The sequence below is a fragment of the Streptomyces chartreusis genome, from assembly GCF_008704715.1.
Classification (GTDB): domain Bacteria; phylum Actinomycetota; class Actinomycetes; order Streptomycetales; family Streptomycetaceae; genus Streptomyces; species Streptomyces chartreusis.
In genome coordinates this window covers 1,054,330-1,067,380 of sequence record NZ_CP023689.1, presented here as the reverse complement: position 1 = coordinate 1,067,380, position 13,051 = coordinate 1,054,330, and the positions used below count along the sequence as shown (strand labels likewise).

Below are 13,051 nucleotides of genomic sequence, written 5' to 3'. Positions count from 1 at the left end.
GCGGACCAGCGGCTCGGCCGGGTCCCTGAGCCGAAGAGGCGATGAGACGTGGGCATGGTCAAGACGGACGACGGTCCGGCCGTGGAGGTGCGTGATCTGGTGCGCGCCTATCGTGGCCGGGGCGGTGAACTCATCAAGGCCAACGACGGGTTGACGTTCAACGTGCCGCGCGGGCAGGTGTTCGGCCTGTTCGGCGCCAACGGCGCCGGCAAGACGACACTGGTCCTCCAGATGCTGGGTCTGGTGCGTCCGACGTCGGGCTCCATCACCGTGAACGGCATCGACGTGGTGCGCCACCCCGAGCTGGTGAAGTCCACCGTCGGGTTCCTGCCGCAGCGCGGCCTGTCGATGCGGCTGATCGAGGCACGCCGGGCCCTGCACTACACGGGGCGGCTGCGCGGGCAGAGCGAGGCGGACGCCCGGCGCCAGACCGACGAGCTGATCGAGGAGCTGGGTCTCGGGCCGTACGCCGACCGGCAGGTGGAGCGGCTCAGCGGTGGTTTGATGCGGCTGGTGAACTTCGGCATGACCCTGATGGGACGCCCCGAACTCATCGTGCTGGACGAGCCCACCAACGAACTCGACCCGCACAACCGGCGGTTGATCTGGGACATCGTGCAGCGCCGGGCCGCCGAGGACGGCACGACGATCGTCCTCGTCACCCACAACGTGCTGGAGGCGGAGAAGGCCGTCCACCGCGTAGCCGTCATGCACGGCGGCCGTATCACCGCCATGGGCACGCCCGGCGAACTCAAGGAGCAGACCGGCGCCCAGGCGCGGCTGGAGCTGTTCGTCCGTGACGGCGGCAGCCTCACCGAGGCGGAGGCCGCGCGGCTCGGCCGGATCGGTGTCGTCTCGCCGGGCGACCGCAGCGGCAGCTACCTCGTCACCGCGCCGCCCGACCGGATCCAGCCCCTGCTGGAGGTCCTGGTCACCGATGTCGGGGTGACCCGCGTCGACGACTTCCGGTTCGCCCGGCCCACGCTGGAGGACGTCTACCTCAGCCTCAAGCCGGAACCCGTCGGCGAGCCGGAGAAGCCGGCCGAGCCCGAGCCGGCCCACCGGGCGCCCGACTCGCCCGAACAGCCGCCTCCCGTCAAGGAACTCGCCACCGTCGGTGCCCCGGGTGCCGAACCCGACGCCGCCGCGCCCACGACCACCTCGCCCGCCACCCGGCGCGGCCCCCTGCCCGCCGCCCGTACACCCCGGCCGGCGCCCTCGACCGCCCCGGCCCCCACCCGGGTCCCACGGCGCACCCTCGGGGCCCGGCTGGCCACCTTCGGCACGTCCTTCAAGTACCTGTGGTTCGAGCACATGCTGATCGTGCGGACGTCCTGGCACGTCCACATGGTCTTCGGCATCTTCATGCCGCTGACCATGGTGTTCGGGTTCTCCCGCATCGGCAGCGGCCTCACCGACCAGGCCAGCCTGCTGTACATCGCGAGCGGCTCCGGCGTGTTCTCCATCGCCGCGCTCGGCACCACCGCCATCGCCCAGCGGATCGGCGCCATCAAGGCCGAGGGCTCGATGATGTACTACGCCTCGCTGCCCATCAGCAAAGTGGCCTTCGTGACGGCGTTCGTCGCCGCCCGGCTGCTGCTCATCGCGCCCGGCCTGGTCACCTCCCTGCTCGCCGTGGAGGTGCTCTACGACATCGAGCTCACGCTGTCGCCGACGCTGCTGTTCGTGTATCCGCTGACCGCCCTGCCGCTCGCCGCGCTCGGCCTCGTCATCGGCAGCCTCATCGACAAGATCGAGCTCATCTCCATCGTCACCTACATGCTCAACTTCCTGCTGCTGCTGGGCGCCCCGCTGCTCATCCCGATGGAGTCCCTGCCGGTCGCGCTGCGCGTCATCAGCTACGTCATGCCGACCAGCTACGGCGCCGACGCCATCCGGCACAGCGTCACCGGCGACATCGACGGCACGTTCGCCCTGGACGTGGCCGTCCTCGCCGTCGCCTCGGTGGCTTCGCTGTGGATCGCCGACCGGGCGCTGCGCTGGCGCGCCTCCTGACGCCCGCGCAGGACCAGTGTTTTCCCCAGTGACCGCCCCACCGGGACGCCGATAGCATCCATTCCGGATCCAGAGGGTGAATGTCCGACGGCCGTTCTCCGGGCCTGGTGCGAGACCGGAGAACGGCCGTACGGGTCCCTCGGAATCATTGCGGAGTACGGCAAGAACGGCACCGGAAAATCGGTTCGGCGCATTCGGGAAACCGGCGGGAACACCGGGAGAGGGAGCCGTCCCTTTTCATCGTCCCTTTCGTCTCCTTCCGGTCCTCCGGCTGTTCCCGGGCCGGAGCGAACGGGAGCGACACCGGCATGAAATTCCAGGTGCTGGGCCCGCTGACGGTCCTCGGCGACAGCGGCCCGGTCGCGCTGAGCGGCGTCAAACAGCGCGCCACCCTCGGCCATCTGCTGCTGCACGCCAACGAGGTCGTCGCGACCAGCGCCCTGATGCGTGCCCTGTGGGCCGGCGAACCACCGCCCACCGCCCGCAAGATGCTCCAGAACGCGGTCTCCGCCCTGCGCGGACTCCTCGCCGCCGACGACACCGAGGACGCCCACGGCGGCCCCGTACTCCTTACCCATGCCCCCGGCTATCTGCTGCGCGTCGACGGCGACGACCTCGACCTCACCGCCTACCGGGCCCTCGCCGACCGAGGCCACGCCGACCTCGCCGCCGGAGCCTGGTCCTCCGCCGCCCGTACCCTGCGCGCCGCCCTCGACCTGTGGCGCGGCCCCGTCCTCGCCGACCTCGCCGAGTCGGGCACCGACTGGCCCGAACTGCGCACCCTCGCCCAGGCCCGCACGGCCACCCGCGAGGACCTGTACGAGGCCGAACTCGCCTGCGGACGGCACGACGACGTGCTGGAGGAACTCCGCACCCACGCCGAGCGCGAACCCGAGCGCGAGCGGCTGTGCGCCCAGCTGATGCTCGCCCTCTACCGGCGCGGCCACCAGTCCGACGCCCTGGACGCCTACCGCCGCACCAGGACCGCGCTGGCCTCCCGGCTCGGCCTGGAGCCGGGCCGGGTCCTGCGTGCCGTGGAGCGCGCCGTCCTCGACCACGATCCCGTCCTCGGCCAGCCCGACGCGCTCGCCATCATGGCCCTCGACGGCGAACCCCGCCGCCCGCGGCCGGCAGCGGGCACGCCCGGTCCGGCGGCCGTCGCCCCGGCCGCCCTGGTCGGCTTCGACAGCCCTCCGGCGCCCAGGCACCCGGCGCTGCCCGCACCGCCACGCGCCACCGCCTTCCCGTATCCCGCCGCGCCCGCCGGCGTCCTCACCGAGCAGCACAAACAACTGTCGATGCTGCTCGTGCGGACCACCCTCGGAAAGGGACTCGGCGGCGACCCGGAAGACGCCGCCCGGCTCTCCGGGGAACTGGCCGTCGCCATCCGCGACGAGGTCGCCCGGCACGGCGGAAAGGTCTCCGGCGTCCTCGGACCGGTCACCTTCGCCCTGTTCGGCGTCGTCCGCACCCGCGAGGACGACGCCGAACGCGCGGTCCGGGCCGGCCGGGCGATCCTGCGCAGACTCCGCCAGTACGGCGCGGGCGGCCCCGTCCCCGTGCACGGCGGCTCCGCGCCCCGCGTGGCCGTGGCCACCGGCGACGTCGTCGTCACCTGCGCCGCCGACGGCACCGGAGCCGTGCCCATCGTGAACGGCGCCGTTCCGCAGAGCTGCGCCGACCTGCTTCGGACCGTGCCGCCCGGCGGCATCCGGGTGTGCGCCACGACCCGCTCCGGCACCGAACGCTCCCTCGTCTACGGCCCCGCCGGACCCGACGGCGCGGCCGAACCGCTCGGCACCCGCAGCGCCCGCACGGACACCCCGCCCGCCCTGGTGGGCCGGGACCGCGAGTTGGCCCAACTGGGCGGAGCGCTCGACGACGTGGCCCGCCGGCAGCGCCCCTGCCTGCTCACCGCACTCGGCGAACCCGGCGCCGGAAAGACCCGGCTCATGGCCGAACTCGCCCGGCTCGCCCGCCGCTCCCCGCACGGATACCGGGTCGTCACCGGCCACAGCTCCTGGTGCGACCGCGACAGGCCGCTCGCCCTCCTCGACCGCACCCTCGCCTCGGCCACCGGCACAGCCTCCGCCAGGGTGACAGACACCGGCACCGGCGACTGTGCCCACGACGCCCTCGCCCGCACCGTCCACGCCCTCTTCGGCACCGGCGACCGCGGCACCTGGCTGCTCGACCGGCTCGGCCCGCTCCTGCGCGCGGAGCCGCCCGCCCCCGCCGACTGGCCCGACCTCGCCACCGCCTGGCGGCTCCTGCTCACCGGACTCGCCGCCGAACGCCCCCTGCTCCTCGTCCTGGAGGACCTGCACTCCGCACCCGACCCGGTCCTGGACCTCGTCACCGAACTCGCCGACGCCGCCGGACCCGTACCCCTCCTCCTCGCCGTCACCGCACGCCCCGAACTCCTCGACCGCAGGCCCACCTGGGGCGGCGGCCGGCGCGACGCCCTCGCCCTCACCCTCGACCCGCTCGACGAGGCGTCCTCCGCCGCGCTGCTGGACGCCCTCCTCGCCGTCGGCGGCGGCGCGCTCCCCGCCGAACTGCGGCGTGACGTCCTCGCCCGGATCGGCGGCAACCCCCTCTATGCCCTGGAGTACGCCCGGGAACTGGCCGGCCGTGATTTCGGGCCGCCGGCGATGCCCCGTCATGTGCGGCAGGTCGTCGCCGCCCACCTCGACACCCTCCCGCCGCTCGCCAAGGCCGTCCTCGTGTGCGCCTCCGCCCTGGGCGGCGTGTGCTGCGCCGACGGAGTCGCCGCGGTCGGCGGCGTGGACCGCAGCGAGGCCGCGCACTGGCTCGACCACCTGGAGCGCCGGGACTTCCTGCGCCGCTCCCGGCACCCCTCCGCCACCGGTGCCCTGCGCTACGCCTTCCGGCATCCGGCCACCCGCGAGGCCGTCGACGCGCTCGTGCCGCGTACCGTCCGTGAGGACCGCAGGCGCCGCGCCGAGGCCTGGACCGAAAGCACCGCGGCCCAGCTGACCGTGTGATCCGGTTACCCGGCACGTCATTTCCCCGAACGACCGACAATGGCCGGGGAATTCGTGTGCCCATTCCATCGAATTACCCGCCGATGGAAACACCCAACTGGGTCCATGTGCGCCCAGCGCATAAGTTCGTCATCGAGCGGCGCGGAAAGTGCGCCGAAGACTCGGGAAAACACCGAGACCGGCGGCACATCATGACGTGTCCGGACGTCGCTTCCGCACGAAAGGAATGGTTGTGCGCATTCTCTGCAGCCTCGCGCTGTCGCCCTCCAACGCACGTGCTCTGCTGCCGCTGGCCCGAGCCGCGGCGGAGGCCGGCCACGAGGTCACCGTGGTCTCCCCGCCGGAGATGGCCGGTGTCTTCGAGGGCGAGGACATCCGCGTCCTGCCGCTGTTCACCGACATGGCCGAGATCGTGCTCAGCCTGCTCCAGCAGAAGCGCATCGACTTCGCCCCCTCCGACCCGTTCTCGCCGCAGACCCTCCTCGCCACCGCCTGCGGCCCGCACGTCACCGACGCCTACCGGCAACTCCTCGACGTGGCACAGGAGTTCAAGCCGGACGTGATCCTTCGCAGCGGCGTCGAGTTCGCCGGCTACCTCGTCGCCGAGACCCTCGGCGTCCCGCACGTCACCGCGCCCTCCGGCGGCGGCCAGTACCTCGACGCGAAGCTGGCCCTCACCGAGCTGAACCTGCGCCGCGCCGAACTCGGCCTGCCCGAGAGCGACTCGGCCGACGCGATCCACGCGCACGGCCGCTTCGACTGCATGCCGCCCGAGTACGCCTTCACCGCGCACGACATGGGCGGCACCTTCGCCTACCAGCAGCCGTCCGCCATCGTGCGCGGCGAGACCGGCCCCGAGTGGCTGCGCGACCTCCCCGGCGACAAGCCGCTCGTCGTGGTCTCCAGCACCAACGTGTTCGCCTCGCTGATGCAGCACTCCGTCTTCCCGCGCATCCTCGACCTGTTCTTCGACGGCGTCGTCGCCGGACACCTCTTCGAGGGCCTTGACATCGAGGCCGACCCGGCGCTCGTCGTGGGCGCGCTGATGCCCGGTGACGCCAACCCGCTCACCACCATCGTCAAGGGCCTGTCCCAGGTGGACTGCACCGCCGTCGTCGCCACCCGCGGCATGCCCGTCGACCCGGCCGCCGTCGGCGACAACGTGCACCTCTTCGAGAGCATCCCGCAGCCGCTGCTGCTGGAGACCGCCCAGCTGCTGTTCACGCACGGCGGCTACAACAGCGTCCGCGAGGCCGTCCGCGCCGGCGTCCCCATGGCCGTCCTGCCCGAACTCAGCGACCAGGCGCACAACGCGAGCCGCGTCACGGAGCTCGGGCTCGGGCTGCGCGTGCCCAGCGCGGGCGCCGACGACGTCGCCGGCACCGTCGAGCGGCTGCTCGGCGACCCGGGCCACACCCACGCGGCCCGCACCGCGCAGCGCCACATGCTCGCGCTGCCCCAGGTCACCGCCGCCGTCGACCACCTCGTCGCCCTCGCCGGCCACTGAACCGGAACCCAGACAGGAGCAGGAAGATGGACACGCAGTTCCTCCGGGCGTTCTACGACCTGGCCTCGTGGATCCGGCTGTCCCCGCTGCTGAACGGCCCCTACCTGCCGTTCTCCGCGTGGTCGCTGCGCCCCGGCGCCCTGATCAAGCTGCTCGACGACATCGCCCTGGGCGACCGCAAGGTCCTCGTCGAATGCGGCAGCGGCACCTCCACGATCGTCTTCGCCCGCTACCTCGCCCAGCGCGGCCACGGCAACGTGCTCTCCCTGGAGCACGACGAGAAGTGGGCCCGGTGGGTCAACGACCAGCTGGCGCAGGAGGGCCTGACCGACGTCGCCCGTGTCGTGCACGCCCCGCTCGCCGAGCACCCGGCGGCCGTCAAGCGCGTCGAGTGGTACGAGCCCGCCGTCGTCGAGGACGAGATCGGCGCCTTCACCGAAAAGCACGGCAAGATCGACCTGTTGCTCGTCGACGGCCCGCCCGGCTGGGAGCAGGGCCGCAAGATGGCCCGCTACCCGGCCGTACCCGCCCTCAAGGACCACTTGGCGCCCGGCGCCACCGTGATGCTCGACGACGTCAACCGCTCCGAGGGCGTGGAGATCACCAAGCGCTGGGAGGACGAGTGCGGCCTCACCATGCAGCTCGACCCCTACGGCACCCGCACCGCGTTCGGCAACCTCCCCGGCTGACCGGCGCCACCTCCCCCGGAAGGAGAGGCCGATGCTGGCCCTGAACGGCGGGCCCAAGGTGCGGACGCAACCGTTCCCGCGCTGGCCCGAGTACGACGAGACCGAGAGCCTCGCCCTCGCCCGCGCCCTCCAGCAGGGCGAATGGGGACGGCACGGCGGCAAGGAGGTCCAGGCGTTCGAGCGCGAGTTCGCCGAGTTCGGCGGCGCGCCCGCCGCGCTCGCCGTCACCAACGGCTCGCACGCCCTCGAACTCGCCCTGGAACTCGCCGGGATCGAACCCGGCGACGAGGTGATCGTCCCCGCCTACACCTTCGTCGCCACCTCCACCGCCGTACAGCGGCGCGGCGGCGTCCCGGTGCCCGTCGACGTCACCCCGGACACCTTCTGCCTCGACCCCGCCGGCCTCGACGCCGCCGCCACCGACCGCACCCGCGCGGTGATCCCCGTCCACATCGGCGGCCACGTCGCCGACATGGACGCCATCACCGCCTGGGCCGCCGCCCGCGGTGTCACCGTCGTGCAGGACGCCGCCCAGGCCCACGGCGCCACCTGGCGCGGCAAGGGTCTCGGCGCCCTCGGCTCGATCGCCACATTCTCCTTCCAGAGCACCAAGGTGATCACCGCGGGCGAGGGCGGCGCCCTGCTGCTGCCCGACGAGGAGACCTACGAGGCCGCCTGGACACGGCACAACTGCGGCCGTGACCGTGAACTGAACCTCGCCACCGGCTCCTCCAACTTCCGCGTCTCCGAACTCACCGCAGCCCTGCTGCGCGCCCAACTGGCCCGCTTCGCCGACCAGAACGCCCGCCGCGCCGCCCGGCACACCGAACTCGCCGCCGCGCTGGGCGAGATCCCCGGCATCCGCCTCCAGGGCCGCGACCCGCGCTGCACCGGAACCCCGCACTACATGACGACGTTCGTCCTCGACCAGGACGAGCTCGGCGGTCTCGACCGCGACACCGTCGCCCTCGCGCTGCTGATGGAGGGCATCCCCGCCTTCGGCAGCCACCAGCCCCTGCACCGCACCGACGCCTTCTGGACCGGCGCCACCGGGGGCGCCCGGCCCGAGGAACTCGCCGAACGCTGCCCCAACGCCGAACGCGTCGGCCGTGACGGCGTGCTCGTCCCGCACCAGGCCCTGCTCGGCACCCGCCAGGACGTCGACGACGTCGCCACCGCCGTCGCCAAGGTCCTGGACGAACTGCCGCGCGACGGCACCCCCGCGGCCGGCTGACCCCGCCGCCCCCGACGACCCCGACACCGACTTCGCACACCCCGCGCCCGGCGCGGCGGTTCACAGGATGGGAACGAAAGCGATGACCAGCGACAACCCGGCCGGCCGGACCTTCGAGGTCCTCGTCGTCGGCAACGGTGTGCTCGGCCTGTCCCTGGGCCTGACCCTCGCCCGCCGTGGCACCAAGGTGGCCGTCCTCGGCCGCACCGACCGGCCCTGGGCCGCCTCCACCGCCGCCGGCGCCATGCTCGGCACCTTCGGCGAGGTCACCTCCACCCTCATAGCCAGCGAGCAGGGCCGCGCCAAGCTCGACCTCGGCGTCCAGGCCACCCGCCTGTGGGACGACTGGCTGGACCAACTGGCCGAGGACACCGGCGAGCACGACGACCTGCGCTGCGCCGACGGCACCGTGATGCTGCTGAACTCGGTCGGCGTACCCGGCATCGACTCCGCCAACTACGCCGCCATCCGCAAGACCCTCGACGAGTACAAGGAGCCGTACGAGGACATCGACCCGGCCGAGCTCGGCTGGCTCGACCCCGACCCGCTGGCCCGGCCCCTGATGGGCATGTTCATCCCCGGCGAGCACGCCGTCGACTCCGGCCGGCTGCTGGCCCGCCTCCAGAGCGCCCTGCTGAAGGCAGGCGGCACCCTCCTCGACGGCTTCGGCGAGAGCCTGGTCACCGAGGGCGAACGCATCACCGGCGTCAAGCTCACCAGCGGCGACACCCTCACCGCCGGCCAGGTCGTCCTCGCCGCGGGTGCCGCCTCCCAGACCCTCCTCGACACCGTGCCCGCCCTGACCGGCAGCATCCCGCGGCTGTGCGCCGGCGTCGGCGTCTCCGTCGTCGCCCGCGTCGACCCGGCCGTGCCCGGCCCCACCAGCGTGCTGCGCACCCCCAACCGTGCCTTCGCCTGCGGCCTGCACCTCGTGCCGCGCGGCCAGGGCCACGTCTACCTCGGCGCCACCAACGCCATCGAGCCCGAGCCCGCCGACGTGCCGTCCATCCGCGACGCCACCTTCCTGCTCGGCTGCGCCCTGCGGCAGTTGCGCCGCGACCTCGACACCGCCGGCATCGAGAAGATCCAGGTCGGCAACCGGCCCGTCGCCTTCGACGGCTTCCCGCTGGTCGGCGACGCCGGGCTCGACGGGCTGTGGATGATGACCGGCACCTACCGCGACGGCCTGCACCTGTCGCCGCTGCTCGCCGACGAGATGGCCCGACGCATCCTCGGCGACGACACCCGCCACGATCTGTCCGTGTTCCAGCCCGTCCGCAGGCCCACCCAGGCGCACAGCCGCACCGACGTCGTCGAGACCGCCGTCACCCACCTGCTAGCCACCGGCTACGAGGACGAGTGGAAGATCCCCAACGCCTGGCCGGCCGTCATCGAGGCCCAACTGCGCGCCGGATTCACCAAGTTCGCCGACGCCCTCGACGACGAGTTCACCCCGCCCGCCGAGATCCTCGCCAAGGCCCAGATGAACCCGGCCTTCGCCCAGCAGGTCCGCGAGTATTACGCGGCGAGCCGCGCCGCCCGCTGAGCGCTGCGCGCGGGAAGTGCCGCGCCAGGTCGTCGGTCGTCCGCGGCCGCGTCGTGGCTGGTCGCGCAGTTCCCCGCGCCCCTTTGGGGCGCTGTCGTCACCCCCCACCGCAATGAACTGAAGGAGCGTCGCGTCACCATGAGCTGTCCCGAACTTCCGCCGACGGTCGACCTGCTCGTCGTCGGAAGCGGCCCGGTGGGGTCGGCCGTCGCCCGCCGTGTGTACGACGCCGTACCGCACGCCCGGATCCTGATCGCCGACCTCGGGCCGCGCCTGACCGGGCAGGCCGGGCTGCACCTCGGCAACCTGCCCGCACCGGAACGGGCCGCGGCCCAGGCCCGTTCCCAGGGCCGCGATCCCGAGACCGCGCCCGGTGAGGACGGCGCCCTGGTCAAGAAGTACGCGGACCGCGGCACCCATCTGCTGCGGCCCCGCCGCGACGACGAACCGGAGCAGTTCGGCATGCCCGCAGCGGTCATGTCCAGCAACATCGGCGGGATGGGCGTGCACTGGGCCTGCACCGCCCCCCGCCCGCTGGACAGCGAACGGCTGCCGTTCCTGCCCGCCGACGACCTCGACGCCGCCCTGTCCGTCGCCGAACACCTGCTGAGCGTCACCCGCGACGCCTACCCGGCCACCGAGGCCGGCGACCTCGTCCTGAAGACGCTCGGCCAGCTCTTCGACGGCGACTACCCGGTCGGTCGCGGCGTCGGCACCATGCCACTCGCCTGCACCCCCCGCCCGGGTCGCCGCCCGCTGTGGGGCGGGCCCGACACCGTCCTCGGCCCGCTCACCCACGCCGGCGCAACCGCCGGCGACGGACGGTTCCGCATCGCCGACGAGACCATGTGCCGGCGCCTGCTGTTCAGCGGACGCAAGGTCACCGGCGCCCTCCTCGAACACCTGCCGACCGGCACCGAGTTCGCCGTCCGCGCCTCCGCCGTCGCCGTGTGCGCCGACGCGCTGCGCACCCCGCAGCTGCTGTGGGCCTCCGGCATCCGCCCCGACGCCCTCGGCCGTCATCTCAACGACCAGCCCAAGACCGTCAGTTCCGTCCACGTCAAGGACGGCCCGACCGCCGGGCTCGCCGCCCGCGGCACCGTCGAGTTCGGCGGCGACATCCGCGACCTGGAGACCGGCCGCTTCTGGGTGCCGTTCTCCGACCCCGGCCGCCGCAACCACGGCCAGGTCATGACCATCGACACCTCACCCCTGGAAGGCGTCGACCCGGCGCTGTTCGTCGGCATGGTCTGGTACGGCGCCAAGGAGATCCGCGCCGAGGACCGCATCGAGTTCTCCACCAGCGAGGCCGACGCCTACGGCATGCCCGACATGACCGTCCACTACGACCTCACCGAAGCGGACCTCGAAAACGCCGAACAGGCCCGCGCCGACCAGGAAGCCGTCGCCGAGGCCCTCGGCGGCGAGTTCCTGGAACGGCCCGAACTGTTCCCCGCCGGCAGCTCCAAGCACTACCAGGGCACCGTGCGCATGGGCCCCGCCGACGACGGCACCTCGGTGTGCGACACCGACAGCCGCGTCTGGGGCTTCGACAACCTCTACGTCGGCGGCAACGGGGTCATCCCGACCGCCACCGCCGTCAACCCGACGCTGTACAGCGTCGCCCTGGCCGTCCGTGCCGCGGCGTCCATCAGCGCCCGGCTCATCGGCGTCTGACCGCAGCGAACCAACCGAGAATCGAGGTGGCCGCCGTGCACCGCCACACCATCGCCGTCATCGGCACCGGTTATGTCGGACTCACCGCCGGAGCCTGCCTGGCGTCGCTCGGACACCGGGTGGTCTGCGCCGACCTGGACCCGGTCAAGGTCGCGGAACTGGGCCGCGGCGAAGTGCGCATCCTGGAGGACGGCCTGCCCGAACTGGTGCGGGCCGGCCTCGACACGGGCCGGCTCCGGTTCGTCGTCGGCGCCCCCGACGCCGTACGCGGCGCCCGCACCGTGTTCATCTGCGTCGGCACCCCCACCGGACCCGACGGGCGCGCCGACCTCACCGCCGTCGACGCGGTCGTCGAGGAGATCCGGACCCTGCTGGAACCCGACAGCGTCCTGGTCACCAAGTCGACCGTGCCTGTCGGCACCGCCGCCCGCGTCACCGCCGCACTCGGCCGGCCCGACGTCGGCGTCGTCAGCAACCCCGAGTTCCTGCGCGAGGGCACCTCCGTCGCCGACTTCCTGCAGCCCGACCGGGTCGTCATCGGCTCCGCCAGCCCCTGGGCCGCCGCCCAGGTCGCCGAGCTGTACGCCGGCGTCGACGCACCCGTCGTCATCGCCGACGCCGCCAGCGCCGAGGTCGTCAAGTACGCCGCGAACTGCTTCCTCGCCGTCAAGCTGTCCTACGTCAACACCCTCGCCGAACTGTGCGAGGAGGTCGGCGCCGACATCGGCCGGGTCACCGCCGCACTCGGCCAGGACCACCGCATCGGCGGCGCGTTCCTGCGCCCCGGACCCGGCTGGGGCGGCTCCTGCCTGCCCAAGGACACCCGCGCCCTGCTCGGCACGGCCGACGCGCTCGGCGTCGACTTCCCGCTGGTGCGGGCGGCCATCGACACCAACGCCCGCCAGCGCACCCGGATCGCCGACCGGATCGCCCGCCTGTGCGGCGACGAGGACGGCTCCCTCGCCGGGGTCCGGATCGGGCTGCTCGGCCTCACCTTCAAGGCCGGCACCGACGACCTGCGCGACTCGCCCGCCCTCGCCCTCGCCGCCGAACTCGCCGGCCGCGGCGCCGAACTCACCGCCCACGACCCGGCCGTCCCCGCGACCCGGCACACCGAACTCCCCGCCGACATCAACGTCGTCGACGACCCCCACCAGGCCGCCAAGGGCGCATCCGCGCTGGTCCTGTGCACCGAATGGCCGCACTACCGCGACCTCGACTGGCCCCGGATCGCCGCCGACCTGCACCACCCGGTCGTCGTCGACACCCGCAACCACCTCGACCCGGCCGCCCTCAGCGCCGCCGGCCTCGCCTGGCACGGCACCGGCACCAGCCCGGTCGAGCCCGCCCTGACCGCCGTATAGACCCTCCAGA

The 13,051-nt window shown here is 73.2% G+C and carries 8 protein-coding genes; all 8 read left to right on the top strand.

The genetic code is table 11. The features are described from left to right. Positions 1-54: 54 nt before the first annotated feature. Positions 55-2,016 carry an ABC transporter ATP-binding protein/permease gene (locus tag CP983_RS04330; RefSeq protein ID WP_150498591.1) on the top strand — a complete coding sequence of 654 codons (1,962 nt, stop codon included), beginning with the start codon at positions 55-57 and terminating at the stop codon, positions 2,014-2,016. Between the two features lie 308 nt (positions 2,017-2,324). After that, positions 2,325-5,024, top strand: coding sequence for an ATP-binding protein (locus CP983_RS04325; RefSeq protein ID WP_167537640.1), 2,700 nt, complete (start codon positions 2,325-2,327; stop codon positions 5,022-5,024). A gap of 232 nt (positions 5,025-5,256) precedes the next feature. Further along, positions 5,257-6,531, top strand: a complete 1,275-nt coding sequence (locus tag CP983_RS04320) for a glycosyltransferase (RefSeq protein ID WP_150498589.1) — start codon at positions 5,257-5,259, stop codon at positions 6,529-6,531. 26 nt (positions 6,532-6,557) lie between these two features. After that, positions 6,558-7,220 (top strand): class I SAM-dependent methyltransferase, encoded by a 663-nt coding sequence (locus CP983_RS04315; protein ID WP_150498588.1) that lies wholly within the window; start codon positions 6,558-6,560, stop codon positions 7,218-7,220. A 31-nt stretch (positions 7,221-7,251) separates the two neighbouring features. After that, on the top strand, positions 7,252-8,454 hold the full coding sequence (locus CP983_RS04310; RefSeq protein WP_189748439.1) for a DegT/DnrJ/EryC1/StrS family aminotransferase: 1,203 nt from the start codon (positions 7,252-7,254) through the stop codon (positions 8,452-8,454). 82 nt (positions 8,455-8,536) lie between these two features. Further along, entirely contained in the window at positions 8,537-10,000 is a 1,464-nt protein-coding gene (locus CP983_RS04305; protein WP_150498587.1) for an NAD(P)/FAD-dependent oxidoreductase, read from the top strand. Between the two features lie 138 nt (positions 10,001-10,138). Continuing rightward, positions 10,139-11,677 carry a GMC oxidoreductase gene (locus CP983_RS04300; RefSeq protein WP_150498586.1) on the top strand — a complete coding sequence of 513 codons (1,539 nt, stop codon included), beginning with the start codon at positions 10,139-10,141 and terminating at the stop codon, positions 11,675-11,677. Positions 11,678-11,712: 35 nt separating this feature from the next. Further along, positions 11,713-13,041, top strand: coding sequence for a UDP-glucose dehydrogenase family protein (locus CP983_RS04295; protein WP_150498585.1), 1,329 nt, complete (start codon positions 11,713-11,715; stop codon positions 13,039-13,041). Positions 13,042-13,051: the final 10 nt, after the last annotated feature.